At 37.2% G+C, this 22,245-nt stretch carries 11 protein-coding genes and 1 pseudogene; 5 read left to right on the top strand and 7 right to left on the bottom strand.

From position 1 onward, the window contains the following. Nucleotides 1-23 precede the first annotated feature (23 nt). Nucleotides 24-695, top strand: a complete 672-nt coding sequence (locus Bccel_RS02490; protein WP_036946588.1) for a DUF2225 domain-containing protein — start codon at nucleotides 24-26, stop codon at nucleotides 693-695. Between the two features lie 17 nt (nucleotides 696-712). Here the strand turns inward: Bccel_RS02490 and Bccel_RS02485 are convergent, their stop codons facing one another. Next, entirely contained in the window at nucleotides 713-1,921 is a 1,209-nt protein-coding gene (locus Bccel_RS02485; RefSeq protein WP_036946583.1) for an MFS transporter, read from the bottom strand. A gap of 236 nt (nucleotides 1,922-2,157) precedes the next feature. Here Bccel_RS02485 and Bccel_RS02480 point away from each other — a divergent pair, with 236 nt between their 5' ends. The 3 genes from Bccel_RS02480 (at nucleotide 2,158) to Bccel_RS02470 (ending at nucleotide 7,282) form a co-directional block, all read left to right on the top strand. Continuing rightward, complete coding sequence (locus Bccel_RS02480) at nucleotides 2,158-3,717, top strand: extracellular solute-binding protein (RefSeq protein ID WP_036946580.1); 1,560 nt, start codon at nucleotides 2,158-2,160, stop codon at nucleotides 3,715-3,717. A gap of 371 nt (nucleotides 3,718-4,088) precedes the next feature. After that, on the top strand, nucleotides 4,089-5,549 hold the full coding sequence (locus Bccel_RS02475) for a GDSL-type esterase/lipase family protein (protein ID WP_036946577.1): 1,461 nt from the start codon (nucleotides 4,089-4,091) through the stop codon (nucleotides 5,547-5,549). Between the two features lie 269 nt (nucleotides 5,550-5,818). Next, nucleotides 5,819-7,282 carry a transglutaminase domain-containing protein gene (locus tag Bccel_RS02470; protein WP_050753018.1) on the top strand — a complete coding sequence of 488 codons (1,464 nt, stop codon included), beginning with the start codon at nucleotides 5,819-5,821 and terminating at the stop codon, nucleotides 7,280-7,282. A gap of 68 nt (nucleotides 7,283-7,350) precedes the next feature. On the opposite strand, the pseudogene Bccel_RS32445 reads toward Bccel_RS02470, so the two are convergent. Continuing rightward, a pseudogene (locus tag Bccel_RS32445) lies at nucleotides 7,351-8,972 on the bottom strand (CotH kinase family protein). Between the two features lie 459 nt (nucleotides 8,973-9,431). Between Bccel_RS32445 and Bccel_RS02460 the strand changes: the two are divergent. Continuing rightward, a complete protein-coding gene (locus tag Bccel_RS02460) occupies nucleotides 9,432-9,977 on the top strand; it encodes a TetR/AcrR family transcriptional regulator (protein WP_036946571.1) in 546 nt (181 codons plus the stop codon). 209 nt (nucleotides 9,978-10,186) lie between these two features. Here the strand turns inward: Bccel_RS02460 and Bccel_RS02455 are convergent, their stop codons facing one another. The 5 genes from Bccel_RS02455 to Bccel_RS32785 form a co-directional block, all read right to left on the bottom strand. Continuing rightward, nucleotides 10,187-12,607 (bottom strand): glycoside hydrolase family 9 protein, encoded by a 2,421-nt coding sequence (locus Bccel_RS02455; protein WP_081927368.1) that lies wholly within the window; start codon nucleotides 12,605-12,607, stop codon nucleotides 10,187-10,189. A gap of 120 nt (nucleotides 12,608-12,727) precedes the next feature. Then, nucleotides 12,728-15,859, bottom strand: a complete 3,132-nt coding sequence (locus Bccel_RS02450; RefSeq protein ID WP_409372144.1) for a glycoside hydrolase family 9 protein — start codon at nucleotides 15,857-15,859, stop codon at nucleotides 12,728-12,730. A gap of 154 nt (nucleotides 15,860-16,013) precedes the next feature. Further along, nucleotides 16,014-19,196 (bottom strand): glycoside hydrolase family 9 protein, encoded by a 3,183-nt coding sequence (locus Bccel_RS02445; RefSeq protein WP_081927360.1) that lies wholly within the window; start codon nucleotides 19,194-19,196, stop codon nucleotides 16,014-16,016. A gap of 79 nt (nucleotides 19,197-19,275) precedes the next feature. Further along, the gene (locus Bccel_RS02440; RefSeq protein ID WP_242853234.1) at nucleotides 19,276-21,675 is read right to left on the bottom strand and encodes a glycoside hydrolase family 9 protein; all 2,400 of its coding nucleotides are present in this window, start codon (nucleotides 21,673-21,675) and stop codon (nucleotides 19,276-19,278) included. Nucleotides 21,676-21,893: 218 nt separating this feature from the next. Beyond that, the gene (locus tag Bccel_RS32785; RefSeq protein WP_476748367.1) at nucleotides 21,894-22,232 is read right to left on the bottom strand and encodes a dockerin type I domain-containing protein; all 339 of its coding nucleotides are present in this window, start codon (nucleotides 22,230-22,232) and stop codon (nucleotides 21,894-21,896) included. Between the last annotated feature and the right edge of the window lie 13 nt (nucleotides 22,233-22,245).

Raw genomic sequence — 22,245 nt, 5'->3', positions numbered from 1 at the left:
CTTAATCAAAAAGAGGGATTGCTATGGATGATTCACTTTATAACAAAACATTAACCTGTCCAGCCTGCAAAAAAACAATTGAGGTTACGAAGGTTAAAACAAAAGCCTGTATTGTTTCTTCCCATGATACAGATTTTTTTGTTATTTACAAAGGTATTAATCCAATGTTTTATGATGCATGGGTATGTGAATTCTGCGGTTATGCTGCTCTAAGTGAACGATTTGAAAAACTTGGCATAAACGATGCAAAAAAAGTTAGCACAGCAATCACTACTTTTTGGAAAAGCAGAAAATTCACAGGAGAAAGAAATGTTGATGCTGCACTTGAGGCATATAAGCTAGCACTCTATAATCTTATAAAGATCGGTGGTCCACCTAGTGATTTTGCCAAGCTAAATATAAGGCTGGCATGGCTCTATAGAATAAAACAGGATAATAAGGAAATGGATTTCTTAAAGTCCGCATTGAAAAATTACACCGAATCATATGATAAAGAAAAATTCCCAATCGGAAAGTTCGATGAATGTACATGCATGTACATGATTGCCGAGCTTAACCGCAGGATTGGGAACTATAATGAAGCCATCACCTGGTTCAGTAAATTGATAAGCTCTCCGGAAGCAAAAAATAACAAGATGCTTTTGGAAAATGCAAGGGATCAATACCACCTGACCAAGGAGCTTGCCATATCATAACTTTAGTCATTCCTTAATTACCTCTTCCCCTTTACCAAAATGTTTATCCTTTCTGAACAGGAAAACATAATAATAATGTATGCCAGGATAAAAAAAGGGTAAAGCCTTATTGTTGTCCGAGCTGCAATAAACCCTAGAATTGGCGGTAAGAATGTGGCTCCTGTATATGCTAATGCCATCTGATAGCCAATTATAGACTGAGAGTTCTCTTTCCCAAATCTTATCGGAGTTTCATGAATCATGCATGGAAAAATCGGTGCACATCCTATACCAACAATAACAAAACTGGAAATTGTAACAATCGTAGGCAAAGGCAACAGTAAGAGAACAGTGCCAACCAGTGCCGTCGTTTGACCTGTACGAATCAAAGTAATGTTATTCAACTTCAAGGTAATAAATCCAGTAATAAACCTGCCAACAGTAATCCCTGCATAAAAAAGTGATACCGCTTTTGCTGCAGCAGCTGGTGATAATCCTCTAACACCCACAAGAAAGCTGCTTCCCCATAATCCCATAGTAGACTCCACCCCACAGTAAAACATAAAAGAAGCAAGTGCGAATTTAACACCTCTTATTTTTAATGGATTTATGGATTTCTCTTCAATTTTATTTAAATTATCTTTATTATCTATATCTTCATAATTATTTATATTTTCCGGACTATGATGAAATTCTTTTGCCATACGCTTCCATAACGGTAGTGTGAAAAAAAGCATAATAACCAATAAAAACTGTATCATGGAGACTGTAAGATATCCGTTTCTCCATGAATTTTGTCCTGCAATGAATTGTGACATAATAATAGGACCTAATGTAGCACCAACACCCCAAAAGCAATGGAGCCAGCTCATATGATGTGCCTTATAGTGCAGTGCAATATAATTATTCAGTGCTGCATCAACAGAACCTGCCCCCAAACCAAGAGGTATGGCTAGAAATAGCAGCCAGATAAATGAGTGAGAAAATGAAACTCCCAGTAATGAAACAGCTGTCATAAAGCAGCTTATAAATGTTACTTTTCCTGTACCCAGGTGTTTTATCACAAATCCGCTTGCCAGGCTTGATACAATTGTCCCTCCCGCTACAAACATGGAAACTATGCCTGCTGCATCAAAGGAAACTCCATATTCCGGCTGCATAAGAGGCCATGCTGTTCCAAGCAAAGAATCAGGCAAGCCTAAACTGATGAAAGCCATATAGATAATTATTAGAAAAAATGTAGCCATATGTTTTATACCCCCAGGTGTATATCGGTGAATTTTTAAAAATCACACACAATAAATAATATCAATATGATATTTTAAATAATTTGTAACTTTTTTTAAACTAATCTTAACTTTTCCATTGTATATATATGTTATAATACAAATTATCAAATCGTGGTAAATTTCCACGATATATATAAAAATTAATACTGATTTTTATATATTATACTATCATATAAATAAAAGGAGATGCAAAGATGAAAAAAGTTTCCAAGCTACAAGTAGTCATTCCTGTTGCTGTATTCACCTGTTCCATTTCCATAGCATCAGTGTGTGGATATAATGCCATAAGGAAGATTGAAGCAACAGTCAATGACAATATCAAGATTTACTATGATAACAAAGAAAAGGTTTTAAAAGAGGTAAACGGTTCAAAAATATCCCCTGTCATAATAAACGGAAGGACATATTTGCCTGTAAGGGCTGTTGCCGATTTAGCCGGACTAGGTATTGAGTGGGACAGCGAAAGCCAGTCTATAAAAATCTCTTCATCTAATGAAGGTATACCTTATAAAGATAATATACCCATTATTGATACAGAACCTACAAATCAAAATAATGAAGGTATTAAAGGTGAATTTTCATTCTGGTATTTCAATAAAGATGAAGCTCCTAACATAGTAAAAGCATTTAATGAAGCCTATCCCAATGTGAAAGTCAATCTTTCGGTTATTCCCGATAGGGATCAGCAATATCAGAACAAACTCACCTCTGCCATAAGGGCAGGTTCAGGTGTTCCTGATGTTTTTGGTGTTGAATCTGCCTTTGTAAAAAGATTTATTGACATGCCTGATGCTTTTGCTGACTTGACTGAACTTAGCAAAGACTATGTTGGAAATATGATCCCATATACACTAGATGTAGGAACAGACAAAAACGGAGTTTTAAGAGCATTATCACATCAAGCAACTCCAATGGCACTGGCATATAAGAAAGGTGTCTCTAAAAAATACCTGGGCACAGATGATCCATCAGAAATTGCAGAGATGATGTCGACTCCTGAGAAAATGCTTCAAACTGCCAAAACTTTATATGGTAAAAGCGGCGGAAAGGTTTCCTTATTTCCAACCTTTGAAGAACCTATGAAGTTTTATCTTGGCGGCCGCAGTTATGGATGGGTTGCAGACAACAAGCTTAACTTAGACCAAAAAATGCTTGATTTTATTGATTTTGCAAAAACCTTAAGAAACAACAAGTTTGAAGCTTATTTGGATCAGTGGTCACCAGGCTGGTCCGCAGCAATAGCCGATGATGAAAAAGCTTTGGTATGGGCATGCCCGACCTGGGGTATTCCATGGATTGTGGGCAGTAATGATAAATCAGCGTCTGAAGGAGGAAGATGGGGGCTGGCTAGACCACCTTTCCCTAGTTTCTGGGGTGGTACTTGGTTCGGTATTTACAGCAAATCACACAACAAGGATACAGCATGGAAATTCTTAAAGTACTTTACTACCAATAAAGATGCGATGAAGAAATGGGCAAATAATAATCAGGATTTCCCAAATAATCTTGAAGCTATATCTGAAGGTTCATTAGAAGACAGCAAAATCATGGGTACCAACGTATTCAAATTCTATGAGACATTCATAAAAGATATAAATGGTAACCTACTTACTAAATATGATGATACTATCGAAAATTGCTATTTGGATTGTATGAGATCATATCTTGCAGGCAAGATTAAGACAAAGGATGAAATGATTCTTACTTTTAAGGACAAAGTTAAAACCAATTTAAGTTACATAATTGTTGAGTAATATTAATCTCTAGAGAACAAAGTTCCTTGGAATTTTGAAACCTTGATGTTGTAAGAAATTACTCCTTAATTTCCTAGACCTAAAAAATGCCGGAGAAATCCGGTGTTTTTTTTTGTCTTCTTCCCATATCAGTACCAATAAAATTTATATTTTCAGATTCAAATTCCGACATAAAAATTATTATCCAACGAAATATTTTAACAGTGATAAATGTGTATTAAAATAGAAACTATCAGGGGTTTAATATTTCCTAGACATTAAAAAATCATAAAGTGTTTTTTTAACCTTGATGTTATAGTGAGAAATTATAGTGCCGCATACAACATAATTTCTCTAGACATAAAACTAAAATTAGATTAGGAGTGTTGTACATGAAGAGTCTTGCAAAGAGCAAATTTGCAAAAAGTGCATTAGTTTTAATGCTGCTTATTTCGTCCTTATTTACCTTCGGTTCATTATCGGCTAATGCCGCATCCACCGGAGATTTAAATAATGACGGCGTAATCAACATGTCGGATGTAATTAGTTTAGCACAAACATTCAATTCAGTAATAGGAGACGGTAAATATGTTGCATCATATGATCTAAACAGTGATGGTGCAATCAACATGTCTGATGTAATCGTAATTGCATCCAAGTTTAATACCATAATAACCAATCCTCCAGCTACACCTACTGTGACAACTGCACCACCCACTCCGACCACACCACCTCTGGTTGCGGATAAATGGGTTGGTACCTGGGGAACAGCACCACAACTGGTAGAAAGCAATAACATGCCGCCAACTAACCTTTCCAACAATACATTGCGTCAAATTTTCCGTGTATCAATCGGCGGAAATAAAATAAGATTGAAGTTTTCCAACGAATACGGCAATTCTCCCATGGTTATGAATTCAGTTCACCTGGCTGCATCGGCAGGTGGAAATTCAATAAAATCTGAAACTGATAAAGTAGTAACATTTGGAGGCAAGGAATCGATAACAATTGCACAAGGTAAAACTGTAATTTCCGATACCCTTGATTATAATTTGACCCAACTTACCAATATGGCCATTACTATATATTTTGGCAGCGTTCCATCTGCTCTTACGGGCCATCCCGGCTCGAGGACAACCTCTTACATACTGACCGGCAATAAAGCTGCCAGTGCAAGCATGACTGGAGCTGTAAATACTGAGCATTGGTATGTTATAACAGGAATGGATGTACTTACAGAAGATTCTTACAAAGCAGTGGCTATTTTAGGTGATTCCATTACTGATGGAAGAGGTTCAACAACAAACCAACAGAATAGATGGACCGATAATCTTGCTACCCGTTTACTGGCAAATTCTGCTACATCCAAGGTTGCAGTGCTTAATCAAGGTATAGGCGGAAACACCATCTTAAGTGGAGGATTAGGCCCTACAGCACTTATAAGATTTGACCGAGACATATTGAATCAAAGCGGAGTTCGTTATGCAATAGTATTTGAAGGTGTTAATGATATTGGTGGAAATGCCAATGCCACAAATATCATAAATGCCTATAAGCAATTTATAACTAAGGCACGTGCAAAAAATATCCTTATTTACGGTGCAACAATTTTACCGTTTGAAGGTAATTCATATTACAGTGCTGCTCATGAACAAACAAGAACTACAGTTAACAATTGGATCAGAACCAGCGGTGAATTTGATGCAGTTATTGATTTTGATGCTGCTTTAAGAGATCCAAGCAATCAAAAGAAGCTTTTAGGTATGTACAACAGCGGTGATGGATTGCATCCTAATGCAGAAGCATATAAAAAGATGGCAGAAATAATCGATCTTACGCTTTTTACTAAATAAAAAACAAAACTATAAGTCTAAATTAAATGTTTAATACATTTAAAGATTAATCACTTTTATATACCCTTGGGAAGATCAGTATAATGGGAGCATGCATAAAGCGTGCTCCCATTATACTTTATAAGGATATTATATCGTACGTATATAATAATGTCTTATCTCAAAGCATTTTGGCCAAATAAGTTCAGATTATCCTTACATAATCAATTGATTAAATAAGGATACTTTGATAAAATTTTCATATCAAATATTGGAAAGGGTGATTTTATATGTTTTCAGCTTGTAAAGGCAGGAAAATATTTCTACTGCTGATATGTCTTGTAGCACTTTGCGGCGTATTTATCTCAAATTATGCCCAGGCAAATGCAGACACAGGTGTTACGTACAAAATTTCCGGATATGTTACACCGGATTTCGACTCGGCAAATCCTGCCTTAAAGTCTGGCTTCACAGTAGAGTTGAGTGGATTTTCAACGACTACAGAATCGAATAATAACGGGTATTTTGAAATAAGCGGCATTCCTTCAAACCCATCGGGTTACACCATCAAAGTAAGTAAAGCAAACTATTTAAAAAGACTCATTACAAATGTTATGGTAACAAGAGATTTGGAAGTTGGAAGTAAAAGCCAACCAGTGAAAATGTGGGCTGGAGATTTAATGAATAATGGAGTTCAGGATGATGTCATCAACCTTTCAGATTTCATTTTGCTTGCAAAATTGTTTAATAGTGTAAAAGGAGATGGGACCTATATCACGGATGCCGATATCAACATGGATGCATCCATCAACATAGCTGATGTAATAATCATTGCAAAACATTTTAATGAGACTCCGTCAAACTACCCTAAAGTAGTTATTGATAGTTCTCCTACTCCTACAAACACATCTACTAATACTCCTACTAATACTCCTACCAATACTCCTACCAATACTCCTACACCAACTTCTACACCAAGTAATGTAGTAACCACAATTGAAGAAATGGAAACTGCTGTCAAGTGGCAGTTAAACAACAGGGTTAATACCTTTACCATTACTTATAAAAATGACACAACAAATATTCTTGACAAAGTGGAAAATAGTTTAAATAAAGTCCTTGATAACGACGAGTACTTAAAAAATTCAATGGTTTCATCCCATTACAAAGTATCTTACAATGCTACAACTGCATGGATAAGTTTCGAGATAAACTATCTTACAACAAAAGAACAAGAAGATCAGCTTGATAAAAAAATCGAATCGGTACTTTCAGAAATTATATATCCTTATATGACTGTTCATGAAAAAGAAAAAGCAATACATGATTATATAATGTTAAAAGTAAATTATGACGAGAGTGTTGTGGAAAATAACAGTTACAGTGCATATACTGCGATGTTTGAAGGTAAGGCTGTATGTCATGGTTACGCTTTGCTTACCTACAAAATGCTAAATAAAGTCGGAATAGAATGCAGATTAATCAACTCCATTGACCATATATGGAATTTGGTTAAAATAGATGGAAAATGGTATCACCTTGACTGTACCTGGGATGATGGTGATGGTAATACATATTTTTATGGTTATTACAATCTGACAGATGAACAAATTGCCCAGGATCGCACCTGGGATCCCGTTCCTGGAATAGTATGCAATACCGATTATTTGGAAGTACTTGCACCATTAACAACAGATCCGGCTATTGGAAAAATCTATGATGAAATTAAAAACAACAGATATATATATTATTAACTTTCAAAGGGGTACAGCATCATACTGTACCTCTTAAATTTATCACACCAACAATCAAAGTTACAAAATCACTTCGTGATTTTGTTCTTCATACCATTTGCACGTAAATACCTTCTAAATTGCTTTATTGCAAATATTATTACTGCCAGCAACATCAATATCAATAAAATTTTGGGCAGGAAAGCTTTAATCAGCTTATTCCTTATCACGCTGTTATCCTTTATAACCTGAAACATAACAGGTATTATAAAGCCGAGATTTTTCTTCAATGCATTGATTTCATCTATTGTAAATTTGGAAATATCTATTTTACCATCTGTCAAATATTTATTGGGAATATATTCTACAGCTGTTTTCAAAATACCATTAATATCTTCAACGGAAATACCCATTACTGAAATCATAGTGGAAAAATCCAATGTCTTCATTATATCTAAATCTTTTGTATCTATAAGGGTTTCAGGATTTTTCTTCTGTCCCTCCAACGTAGAAGGAATGGTCTTATTTAACTGTCCACGTACACTTTTAGCCCTTAGGCTGCAGAATTTATTAAGTTCCCTTGTACCTTCCTCAAATTGCCTAAATGAATAAAAACTTTTTGCATCTTTTATTACATATGGTGATATCATTTTAACAGTTGATGAGTAAAAAGTGTCAAAATACCCACCCTCAAAGTATCTTGATATAAATTCATCAAAATACCTATGATATAAATCACAATATTTTTCATTACTCAATATTTGATGAATCATGGGCCTCTCCTTAATATCAACTGTAAATGCAGGTGTATCAATTGGATAATTTACCATGCTTTTTTCATAACTCATACCATAAGCTGATTTTTTTGTTACTAAATAATCACTGAATTTCTGAGAAGACGAACTGCCTGCATCCATTGTAAAGCAGCCAAATGCCAGATTGTAATCCACGGTACCATTGATAATTTACCGTTTTGTTCATAAAGATAATAATTGTGTGAGAAAATGCTTGTATAGCCATCGTAATTATCTACAAAATTATGTACAACAAAATATTTTATCACCGATTCAATATCGAGAGTATTGGCTAAATCTTCTCCGTTATTTAGTTTTTTAATTGAGTTGATTAGCCTCTTTTTGTCATCCTTTTTTGCATCACATACTTCTGTATCAAATATTGTCTTGTAGCTTTCAGGATTATCATCAATGTAAACCAATCCTGAAACATCAGTACTTATTTTGCTGGCTTCAAGAAGAACACTCACAAGATCACCAAGTGCATCTACCCTAGTGTTCTTGTCAACATCCTTATACGCTTCTCCCGACATAATATCCATAAAATAATCCATAGCAGGTTTGCCATTTTTCATTTTATAACTCCCAATCCCAGCAAAATCAAAATTGGAAATTGCAAGTGAATCAGGTTTATATAGCTTACCATCAATATTTCCGTAATTTCTTAAACAGAAGGATTCCTCGACTGCTTCAACTGCCAGATAAAATCCAAAAGCCTTCCCGTTTAATGTAATATTAACAAAGCTTGATAATGGAGCCGCAACACCCATATAATTCATCATATGCTGTGCCAGATAATCCTTCATATAGGTTGTGTCCTGGGTACAGTTATTAAGTATCAATTTGTCCAACCCGTCAAATGTCTGATTTAAGTAGTGGTCAAACTCCACCTTAAAACTAAAGTTCTCTGATTTCATAACACTTATCTGCTTTAAAGAGGAGTTACCTTTAGGCCGTATCCCTACATTATCAACCTTTACCCCGTCTATAACCAGTGAGCAGGCAATATATTCTTCTCTCTCAGCATTATTAACCATATTTCCCCATTCCTTATTATCAACCTTAATATCGATAGTATGCACTTTTGAATCATCAAACAGTGTTTTGGGGTATTTGATACTGTTAACAGATAAGTGGTTTGAGTTATTTGATGCCTCGTCACCTGATCTATTGCTTTTATAATTGCTTGTTATAAACATTAGGGAAAATGCCCCTATTACAAGGGCCATACCGATAATTATAAAAATATAATTCTTCTTTTTTTCATTTTTCATTTTACAAATCCCTCACATTATGTTATATAAATACAATAACTACAAAACTATTAATTTTCAACTTACAACAAACTAGCAAATGTATGTTTTTCGAGGTACACTATGAAGAAAATGTCCATAACAAGGGAATTTACTAAAAACGCACTGATGGATGCATTTTGGCAATTGTATAAATACCAGGATTTAGATAAAATCACCATAAAGAAAATAACTGATAAGGCAGGATACAGTCGGATAACATTTTATGAATATTTTGAAGACATATATGATATACTCCATTGCATTGAAATAAAAATACTATCAGAGATTGAACAAAAAATACAAATATCCATCGGTGATGCAGGAAGTATAAGCACTGATGCTTTCACTGAGCATATGGTATCATTGAGCAATGAATATCATGAATTTTTTTCAAAGTTATTTGGTGAAAATGGAGATACGGGTTTTGAGGAAAAACTGCAGAATAGTCTTAAAGGCTTGCTAAAAAAGTATTCAGAAATGAATATGGATTTTAGTAACAAATATGTGGTTGAGTTTTATACATCTGGAATTGTCGGATCAATAAAAACGTGGTTTAGAAACGGTTGTGACATTCCTGTGGAAGCTTTTCTCTACACAATTAACACTGTTATTTATATAAATACATGATTTATAAGTAAGGAACCTGCCAGTTAATTATTCTTTTACCGGCAGATTCCTTATTTATATATCTGTTTTACTTTAGACAAATGAAAATTCCATTTGAACTTACATTCCTTTTTACTTTTAAAATCAGTAACGGCATAGAATGCTTTCTTAGGCTTAAGGTATTATCATCTGCTATACCCCAGAAGGTAAGATTTCAAGCAAACCTCATTTTACTTGTTATAATCTCCGGGTACATTGTTAAAATGTCTTGCAATTATTATAACATCGCTCATGTTTATTGTACCGTCAAGGTTTAAGTCAGTATTTTGGTTATATTTCCCATCCCCTGAAATACTGTTAAAATGCTTTGCCAGCTCAATTATATCCGACATATTTATTGCATTATCCTGTTTATCATTAATTACTATGTCTCCGGCCCACATAACAATAGGTGCTGTTTGGGTGCTGAGCTCAATGTCTTTAGTTACTGAAATATTGTTAATATCCCTGTAAAGATAATTTGCCTTACTCACCTTTAATGCATAGCTCTCTGCATTTTGAGGAACATCAGCTATCTCAAAATAACCTGTCTTGTCAGTAAAAGCGGATAATCCCGTACCTGTAACCTCAATCTTAAAGCCGCTTCTCAATTTGTCCGCATTATCTGCCCCTATAGTCATATCAGGGCTGATATATCCGGAAATCTTATGCCCTTTTGCTTCTGTGGGAGAAACAGTTGAAGTAGGCGGTATTGAAGGAGTACCACCTGAAGGATCTTTTCCGTATACTTGCACTCCATTTTTATATATGGGTATATTTTCAGTGACAGTAAATGTTTTCTCATTCAATCCTTGTCTTGAGTAGTCATTTAGTCCATTCCATGATGTACCGTTATAGTTGGCTATGAAAAATTGAGAATAGGATTTTCCATATAGCCTCTGATCAGGGAAGCTTATTTCAACATAATAAATGTTTTTTGATTTGTCCCATGGTGTAAGAGGTGACATTTTAGCCCCATTAGGAGACCAATATGCATTTGACATAAATTGGGATAGATTTAAATCTCCTGAACCAAACTCCGACAAATCAACAAAATACCTGACGGATAAACCCGTTTCATATTGTGGAGGTGCAGTTATAATATTATGAACCCAAATTTCAACTTCAGAAACCTGATTGTCTTCCTTTGTTACTCTAGCTTCAGCATAATATTGAGGCGGTTCACCCTCAAGACCTGGGGTTTCTTCCGGTACCTGCCCTTGGCCGAAATATTTGCTTAATCCTGCAAGAGCCCCCACAAGGCCTGCGTTATAGTCCAACCCGGTCTCGGTATATACATACTTTTCCACATTGTCAATATACTCGTCGTTTTCATCAGCACCACCTACAAGAGCACCATATAGAATATGCCTTTCAGGTGCTTGCTTTGTCTCATCCCCAGGCCATCCTTCAAGCATTCCGCTTGCCGCTCTGTGATGAGGGAATTTAGGATAGTTATCTCCAAAACCTACCATATATGACATTTTATTTGGGTTATCACCCAGAATATAGTCAATTTGTTCCTTGGCAAAATCCAGGTATTTTTTCTCCCCCGTATTCTTATAATGTACAAGCATAATCATACTTTCAGCTGCAGGATATTTACATACCCCCCAGCCGGTTAGCCATTTAAGACCACCAGGAGTAGTCTTTACTGTGTTCATCCAATAATCCATATGCTCTAGAGCTATTCTTTTAAATTTCGGATCGTCTGAAATTTGAGAAAGCTTTAAGAATGTACTGGAAAATACGTAATCCCAGCAGTTGGTCCAGTGGTCCTGATACTCATTATCTCCGCCCATGCCTTTTTCATCCATAAGCTTATAGATATCATCCATATACTTCTTATCATTGGTAATAATATAGAGCCATGTGGCACCCCACATGAGTTCATCGTAATACCCTGAAGGCACATAAAAACCTTGTGCTTCACTGTTTCCCCTATAGGTTATTCCGAAATCATATAAATCCTTTGCTGCCGTGAGGCATTTCTCGGCATATTTTAGATCAATATCCTTGTAATTTAAGTACATAAGAGCTAGAGCAGCCGCTGCATCACCGGCTACATCCGACCCTGGATGCTCAGGCGTAGCAACAAAATAAGTTGGCCTGTCATATGTCTGAAGCTCTGGAGGGCCCCAATAGGCATGGTCTGTATTCCCTTCACCAATCTGGTAATAGAAGGTAGTTTTGTTTGGAAAACACCTAAGGAAATAATCAGTGAAATGCTTTAGTATATTTAACATATACTTGTCCTGTCCCTTATCAACAAAAACATCCTTAAACTCATAATAATCCCATGCGAGAGCCGAAGCTGAATAACATTGGGGCAAGCCGAATTTCACATGGTCACCGCAGTCATGGAACCCCCCTGTTAAGTCAAGCCCCACATCCTTACCATCCTCAATATGACAAGGTCCGCGCCACTTGATCCTGTTGTTTCCTGCATCCGGTCCGCACCAACTTGCCTCGTAAAACAGAATGGATTTTGCAAATGCATCAACATAATTGAAATTTGTATCGGAATCTGCCTCTGCTGCTGATATCGCGAACCTGGGAATACTGCATATCATAATGCAAACAATCAACATGAATATACTTGTTTTTTTCATAACTCCCCCCATTTCCATAATTTCTAAACATTAAAAAAATACCTCCCCTTCTAAGCATATGTTGATGAACAATATTAACACATGCTTAGAATTAAATATGGGGAAGTTATTTGCTTAGCATTAATAAATAGCCTGATAGTCTGATGATATTTTTCCAAAATTCTTTGCGACTATAATAATGTCACTCATGTTAATTGAACCGTCTTTATTTATGTCTATACTATCCTTATATTTAGCATTGCCGGCAGTAGTGTTGAAATATGCTGCAAATTCAATTATATCCGCCATGTTTATGGAATTATCCTGAACGCCGTTCCTTGCTACATCACCGGCCCACATAGCTACTGGTGAACTTGCCGAACCAATTTCAACATCATTGTTTACATTAATATTTTTTATTTCCCTTAATAAATAGCTTTCATTAGAAATTCTTAAAGTATAGCTTTTACCAGCAGAACCACCGTTTAATTCAAAGTAGCCGTTTTTGTCTGTAGTTGTAAATTTACCGTCGGATAGTTCTACCTTAAAGCCTTCCAATAACTTCCCGCTATTTGCCTGAGTAAACGAAAAGCTAGGTGCAACATATCCTGAAATCTTGTAACCTGCAGGTGTGGTCGGTTTAACTATAACAGGTTCAATCCCGAATTTAAGTACATCCTTTACATAAGCAGTTATTTTACTATTGTCCCCAAACACTGTCATATTTGAATTGATGGAATAGTCATTTGTCTGGTCATATTCCGATGTAGCACTTTCAATTCTAAATGGAATATCTCCAGTACTTCCGTTTGGTGCAAGTTTACCTGCATCCTTGGTGAATCCTATTTCGCAGTATGTATCCGCATCAGCAACCGGATCATCTATTTTTATAATATTTCCTGTAACCTTATCTGTTCCGCAAACTGCATATTCACATGTAAAGGAATTTTCCTGGCTTGTGTCATTTGTGAACCAGTAGCGAACCTTCACATCCGATAAATCCACTGGGACAGTACCGGTATTTTTGATGTTTATCGTAGCCCTTATTGTGTTTTTGGTCAAATCATCTTTTCCACATTTGTAAGATACCTTGATTAAGGCATTATTTGCCGGAGTCACATTAGGATTATTTGTAGGAGTAGGTGTAGGATTCATCTTTGGCGGTTCTTCTCCGTATACCTTTACACCATTTAAATATACAGGCACATTTTTGTATATCACATATTCAGTTGTAAGGTTCTTTTTGCTATAGTCATTTGAAGAATCCCAATGAGTCATATAATTCTTGTCCTGTTTTACTCTGAAGGAAATTTGGAGCTCCCTGTCTCCATATATCTTATTTCCGCTCCAATCAAATTCATAATAGTACGTTCCTGCATCATCCCATTTGAAAGGTCCTCTTAATTCAATCGGGTCCTGCTGCATGGAAATCTGTTCGTCATATTCTACAGAAAAAATAACATCATCTATTGACTGTCCGTTTTCAATAAGTTCGCTTATATTGAAGAAATATTTAGCCATCATTCCTGTCTCATAATGGGGAGGCTGGCTGGATTCATTGTGAATCTTTAAAACAACTTGTGTACTGTCTTCTGTTTCCCTTGCCACCTTTGCCTCACAATAGTAATCGTCAGTCCTTGGTTCCTTAGGAGGGAAATCTGGAATAGGCTTATGCCCCTCACCGTAGAATTTATACAATCCTGCCAAAGCACCTACAAAAGCAGCATTATAGTCAACAGCAACTTCATTGTAGGCATATTCTGTGGTTGAATCTATATGATAATCATTTAAATCAGGTCCGCCCGCAAGTGCACCCCATAAGATGTGTCTGTGTTCTTCCGGGTCATTCATACTGTTAGTTTTTGATCCATGAGCTGCTCTATGGTGAGGGTGCTTTGCAAAAGGCAACCCTTTCTCATAGCCATAACCAACTATATAGGAGTAGCCCATTGGGTTTCTTCCCATAATGTATTCCATAGCACCTTTTGCCCACTGACCGAAATCCGTCCTTTCTGGATGGTTCTTCATATAAACAAGTGCGGATAACTGAGCAGCTGCATTGTACCGTGCAGATCCCCACCCGTTAATCATTGTATATCCGGCAGGTGATGTTTTGTAATAATTGGTGTCCTTTGGGTCTTTATGTTTTGCTACTCCGCCGGACAAATGTTCCACGTTCCAGCTTGCAATAAAGTCATACAATTGATTTTCAGGGAACAGCTGGTTGAGCTTCAAAAATGCTCCTCCCCAAACTGCATCCCAACAGTGTACCCATGAATTGTACCAGACATTCTGTTTGAAGGTATCGGGAATTATCCTTTTCATATAACCGGTATAGTTTCCTGTTTCGTCTACCGAGTTTATATCATCAATATAATCCATATTTCCAGTGCACTCATAGAGCCATACAGCAGCCCATGCCAGTTCATCCTCATCATAATCAGAGGTGTAATATCCGTCACCTTTATGTTTACCCCTGTATTTAACTGCAAAATCATACATTGCCTTGGCAACATCAAGGCATTTTTTTGCATATGCCGGGTCTTCATCCTTGAAGTTCATATATGAGGTACAAAGTGCCGCAGCAGTGCTGGCACAAACATCGCTACCGGGAGAATCATAAGTTGCAAAATCCGCTGGCCTGGATTTGGTAAAATTTTCAGGATATAGCTCCGGTGGCCCCCAGTAGCAATGGTCCTCATCCCCTTCTCCTACCATGTAGCAAAAAGCAATAAGATTTCCATCCTTATCAAGAAAAGAACAGCGTAGAAACGTATCGGTAAAATACCTCAATAACTCTACCATATGCTCTTCTTCCCCAATTGCCTTAAAGGATTCCCTAAATTCATTAAAACCCCATCCCAATGTACCTGCCGCATAACTCTGGGGAAGTCCAAACCTTACATGGTCACCTGCATCATGGAAACCGCCATGTACATCAACTGTGCCGTCTCCATCAGGATCAATAATGCTTTTGTACTTATCTAAAAATTCATCGGAAAGGGATGTATTTTCAAGAGGTATTTTTTCATCCACCTCGTGGCAGGAACCTCTCCACTCAAGCCTTCCGCCTTTGTCAATGCCGGCAGCTACACCACACTTTTCTGCATCATAAAAATATAGTGACTTTTGCAGAGCTTCGGCAAAGTTGAAGTGATTATAATTCTCCCAACCGGGAGCTGGTGTAAAAGTAGCTGGTGGTGCCTCTGCAAATACAGTGGAGGATGTAAAGATCTGTCCTGTAATAAATACTACCGTCAACAGGATTGACATCCAGCCTCGACTTTTAAAAAAGCTTCTTTTCCTTTCATTCATTGCAATCATTTTAAACCTCCATAGAAAAAATAATATTATTAATAAATTTAATAAGCTATTAAGCGAGATATGTTGCGAAAAAGATTTTACATAAGCAAATACAGTTGAATTGTTAAACAGCTGGATAATCAGCTGATACTTTATTAAAGCACTTTGCAACTATAATTATGTCGCTCATGTTTATTGCACCATCTTTATTTATGTCTATGTCTGCCTTATAATTGGCATTATCTCTTGTTAAATTAAAGCATGCTGCAAATTCTATTATGTCCGCCATATTTATGGCATTATCCTGAACTCCCTTCCTGGCCGTATCGCCTGCCCACATAGCTATTGGAGAACTTGCAGTTCCAATGACAATATTATCATTTACAACAATATTCTTTATTTCCCTTTGCAAATAGCTAGCTTTAGTGATTCTTAAAGTATAGCTTTTACCTGATGGAACGCCGTTTATCTCGAAATAGCCGTTTTTATCGGTAGTTGCATATTTACTGTCACCAAGCAGTTCTACCTTAAAGCCTTCCTTTAACTTTTCAGCATTTGATGGCAAAATTGTGAAGTTGGGCTGAATATATCCCGATATCTTGTATCCTGAAGGAGTGGGCTTTATTGTTGTTACAGGTTCAACACCATATTTATGTGTACTATTTACATAAGCAGTAATTTTTTTGTTATCGCCAAATTCTTTTGTAATATTCGAATCAAAAGAATAGTCATTTGTCTGGTCATAACTTGACGTACTTTCTATTCTAAAAGGTATATCCCCGCTGCTTCCACCCGGTGCAATTTTTCCGGCATCCTTTGTAAATCCGATTTCACAATAGGTGTCGGCGTCGGGAACTGCATTATCAATAGTGAAGAAATTCCCCGTCACCTTTTCCGTCCCTATTAGTGCATATTCACAGGTAAATGAATTCTGCCCGCCATCACTTGTAAACCAATAGCGAACCTTCACATCGGATAAATCTACCGGGGCAGTTCCTGTATTCTTTATATTTATTGCGGCCCTTATTGTATTTTTAAGAGAACCATCTATTGTTCCCTTGTATAATACTTTAAGGGAAGCGTTATTGTCCGGTGTCACCCTTGGATCAACTGTTGGAGTAGGTTTGGAAGCATTCTTTGGAGGCTCTTCTCCATATACCTTAACGCCATTTAGATACACAGGTACATTTTTGTTAACAGCATAGGAGCTTGTAACATCTTTTCTGCTATAGTCGTTGGATGGATCCCAGTGGGTAGTATAATTGGAATCCTGTTTTGCCCTCATAGAAATTTGAAGTTCCCTGTCTCCGTATATTTTTCTGCCGCTCCAGTCAAATTCATAATAATATGTTCCGCTATCATCCCATTTAAATGGCCCTCTAAATTCAATGGGGTCATCCTGCAGTGAAATCTGTTCGTCATATTCAACAGCAAATACTATGTCCTCTATACTTTGACCGCTTTCTAAAAGTTCACTGATATTAAAGAAATACCTTACCATCATACCTGTTTCATAATGAGGAGGCTGGCTGGATTCATTGTGCAATTTCAATACAATCTGGGTGCTTTCAGTATTTTCTCTTTCTATACGTGACTCGCAGTAATAATCATCTTGTTTTGGCTCCTTGGGAGGAAAATTGGGTATTGGCTCCTGCCCTTCTCCGTAATATTTATAAAGTCCTGCACAGGCTCCAACAAAAGCGGCATTATAATCAACGGCAACTTCATTGTATACGAAATCAGTTGTTACGTCCTGATGGTAATCCTGTTTATCAGGCCCTCCGGCAAGAGCTCCCCATAAAATATGCTTGTGTTCCGGCGGATCGAGCATGCTTAATGTTTTTGATCCGTGAGCTGCTCTATGGTGAACATGTCTTGCAAAAGGCAAACCTTTCTCATAACCGTAGCCAACAATATACGAGTACCCCATAGGGTTTCTTCCCATAATATATTCCATCTGGCCCTTGGCCCAATCCCCGAAATCCGTCCTTTCCGGGTGATATTTCTCATAAACAAGTGCGCATAATTGAGCTGCAGTATTGTAACGGGCAGAGCCCCAGCCATTAATCATTATGTATCCTGCAGGGGATGTTGTATCATAATTGTGATCGTTTGGGTCAACATGTTTCGCAAGACCTGCCGAATGATATTCTATATTCCAGCGAGCGAAGAAATCCCATCTCTCATCGTCCGGTAATAAAGCGTTCAGCTTTAAAAACACTCCTGCCCAAACTACATCCCAGCAGTGGGTCCATGAATTAAACCATGTATTTGTGTTAAAATTCTCAGGAATTATCCTTTTTATATATCCGGTATAGTAGCCTTTATCGTCAATTGAGTCTATATCTCTTACATAATTCATATCCCCTGTGCATTCATAAAGCCATACTGCCGCCCATGCAAGTTCATCTTCATCATAAGCCGATGTATAGTACCCGTCACCATTATGTTTCCCTCTATATTTTACTGCGAAATCATACATAGCTTTAGCAACAGTAAGACACCTCGAAGCGTATTCCGGGTCGGAGTCCTTAAAAATTAGGTATGCTGTACAAAGTGCCGCAGAAGTACTGGCACACACATCACTTCCAGGAGTTTCGGCAGTGGCAAAATCCGCAGGCCTTGGGATATTTGCAGGATATAGTTCCGGTGGTCCCCAGTAAGAATGATCCAAGTCTCCCTCGCCTACCATATAGCAAAACGCAATGAGTTTCCCATCTTTATCCAAGAAAGAGCAGCGTAAAAACGTATCAGAAAAGTACTTTAAAATCTCTAGCATATGCTCTTCCTGGTCTAATTTCTTGAACTCTTCTCGGAATTCCAGAAAACCCCATCCAAGAGTCCCTGCCGCATAGCTTTGAGGAAGGCCGAACCTTACATGGTCACCGGCATCATGAAAGCCGCCGTGAACATCAACCGTTTCGTCCCCATCAGGGTCAAGTATACTTTTATATTTTTCTATAAAAGCTTTAGACAGTGATGTGTTGGAAAGAGGAATTTTCTCATCCCCTTCATGACAAGCACCTCTCCACTCAATTGGTCCGTTTCCAGCTGCAGCACCACACTTTTCAGCGTCATAAAAATATATTGACTTTTGAAGAGCTTCAGCAAAATTGAAGTGGTTATAATTCTCCCACCCAGGAGCCGGTGTGAAATTGCCCGGTTTAGTGGATGGTACAGGTGTAGTTTGTTCAACAGCTGTACACGAAACAAATATATTATATGTTATAAATATAATAAGCAAAAAGGTTGAGAGCCCTCTCCCATATTTGAAAAAGCATCTTTTACTTTCTTTATGTTTATTCATTTTTAAACCTCCCCAAATCAAATTGAAGATACCGAACTATAATGTAATATGTGAGTTTTATATCTTCAAAGGCGGATGATTATTCCTGATATTCTCCCGCTGTTTTTCCAAAATGCCTTGCTATGATAATGACGTCGCTCATGTTTATGGCACCATCTTCATTTAAATCGTCAGTTTTTATATATTTGGCATCACCCAACTTGCTGCTAAAGCACTTTGCAACTTCGATTACATCCGACATGTTAATTGCATTATCCTGTACACCTTTTATCACCATGTCCCCGGCCCACATATTTAAAGGTGCATTCACTGTACTCACTTGAACATTATCTTTAACAGTGATACCCTTAATTTCGCGATAAAGGTATGACGGTTTGCTTATCTTTAGGGTATAACCTGCTGTATTTTGGGGAACATTTGCTATCTCAAAATATCCATCATCATTTGTAGAAGACGAAAGGGATGTTCCTGAGATTTCAACCTTAAACCCGGATTTTACAGAAGATGCAGCTTCAGTGTTCTTTAAGAAATCCGGCAAAATATAGCCTGAAACCTTATATCCTGTAGTAGATGATGGCTTCGGTGTTGGTGATGGCTCTTCAGAAGGTTTTCCTCCTGATGGATCCTTCCCTGAAACCTGAACACCATCTTTGTAAATCGGGATATTTTCCAATGTTTTATATTCACTTCCTATACCTTCATGAGAAAAATCATTTGAAGAATCCCACAGTTTATTTTCATAATAGTAAATGGCAAACTGCACATAAGTTCTGGCATATACCGGTTTAGGGAAAGTTATATCTACATAATAGATGTTCTTATCCTTGTCCCATGGTTTAAGTTCAGAAATTTGGGCATCTGCAGGAGAATAGTACACTTTTGTAACAAATTTTTTCATATCAATATCCACACCGGCATATTCCGACAAATCAACAAAATACTTACAGGATAAACCTGGTTCATATTGCGGAGGCGATGTTATAATATTATACATATTAAGATCAACTGTGACACCACATGAGTCTTCTTCGTATATTTTAGCATCCGCATAATATTGAGTCGGTTCACCTTCTATGCCCGGAGTATCTCCAGGTACCTGATCCTGCCCAAAATACTTGGACATACCTGCCATTGCACCAACAAAACCTGCATTATAGTCCAACCCGGTTTCGCTATATACATATTCATCCACTACATCATGGTATTCATCATTTATGTCTGCTCCACCAACCAGAGCACCATAGAGGATATGCCTGAAAGGCGAGTTCTTCGTTTCATCAGCAGGCGGGCCTTCGAGTGCTCCACTTGCAGCTCTGTGGTGTGGTTCTTTGGGGTAATTGTCCCCGAAACCAACAACATAGGACATATTATTTGGATTATCTCCAAGAATATAGTCAATCTGGCTCTTTGCAAAGTCCAGGCAACTCTTGTCACCAGTGTATTTATAGTAAACAAGCTGAACCATACTCTCTGCCGCCGGATACTTGCAAACGCCCCAGCTATCTAAGAATTTTATTCCTCCGGGAGAAGATTTTAATCTATTCTGCCAGTAATCCAAATGGTCTTCGGCAATCTCTTTGTACAAAGGATTGGTCGAAAGTGTAGCAAGCTTTGTAAATACTCCTGTTAAAACATAGTCCCAGCATTGGGTCCAATTGTCATTAAAGGAGTTTCCACCGGTAATTCCCTTTTCAACCATAAGCTTGTCAACATTTTCCATATATGTATTATCATTTGTAGCAACATAGAGCCAGATTGATCCCCACATAAGTTCATCAAGATATGTTCTGGGAAGATAATAGCTTTGTGCTTTACTGTTTCCCCTATATGTCATACCAAAGGTATAAAGATCCTTTGCATAAGCCAAACATTTTTCAGCGTATTCCAAATCCCTGTCTTTATAATTTATGTACATAAGTGCCAATGCCGCTGCAGCATCACCGGCAACATCCGAACCGGGATTTTCAGGCGTTGCTGCATAATATGTAGGCCTATCATATGTCTGTAGTTCCGGAGGTCCCCAGTATTGATGATCTACATCCCCGTCTCCGCACTGGTAGTAGAATGTTTTTTTATCCGGAAAGCATTTAATGAAGTAATCGCAAAAATGCTTTAAGATATTGAGCATATATCCATCCTGTCCCTTGGCTTTGAAAACATCTTCAAATTCATAATATGCCCAGGCAAGTGTGGAAGCAGATGCACACTGGGGAAGCCCGAATTTTACATGGTCCCCGCAGTCATGGAATCCTCCTGTCAAGTCAAGTCCTATATCTTTTCCGTCATCGCAATGACAAGGTCCCCTCCACTTTATCCTGTTGTTTCCGGCATCTGGCCCGCACCAGTTTGCCTCGTAGAAAAGAATTGATTTTGCAAACGCATCAACATAGTTAAAATCGGATTCTGCTGCCATAACTGGTTGTGGAATTATTCCAACCATAAAAACAGCCAGTAAGATAAGTACAATTTTCCTTTTCATTTTTTTACCCCCTAAAAATAAGCATTTTATATATTTAAATATCTATAATCATAATTTGCCTTACTATAATTGTACTCTAAAATTCGAGTGAAATAAATTGAATAATTTGATTTATTTTGTTTATGTATAAAGTTTATATAAATGCAGTAAAATGCCGTAACACGGATATTCGTATTACGGCATTTTACTGCTTTTATCATTAAAATTTTATTCATATTTTAGAATATCTTATTGAATTTCTTAGCAAGAATTATAATATCGCTCATGTTAATTACACCATCACTATTTAAATCACACTTGATATTACTTTGTGAAGAAAGTTGATTAAAGAAACCGGCAATAATAATTACATCAGCCATATTCACCACTTTATCTCCATTAATGTCCTCCGCATTCAAAGATTTAGTTATTGATGGAGTTTGCGTTGGTGTATTGGTGGGGATAATTGTTGGAGTAATCGTTGGCTCTGCAGTGGAAATAACGGTTACCCCATCTTGAGCAGGCACTCCGAAATTAGGTGTTCCGTCAGCATTCCAAAAAACTCTCTGGGCACGCATATGCCGGTTTGGA

It is taken from the genome of Pseudobacteroides cellulosolvens ATCC 35603 = DSM 2933 (assembly GCF_001262605.1).
Taxonomy (GTDB): domain Bacteria; phylum Bacillota; class Clostridia; order Acetivibrionales; family DSM-2933; genus Pseudobacteroides; species Pseudobacteroides cellulosolvens.
Note: the sequence above shows the minus strand (reverse complement) of the source record. Positions and strands in the feature narration are given on the sequence as shown.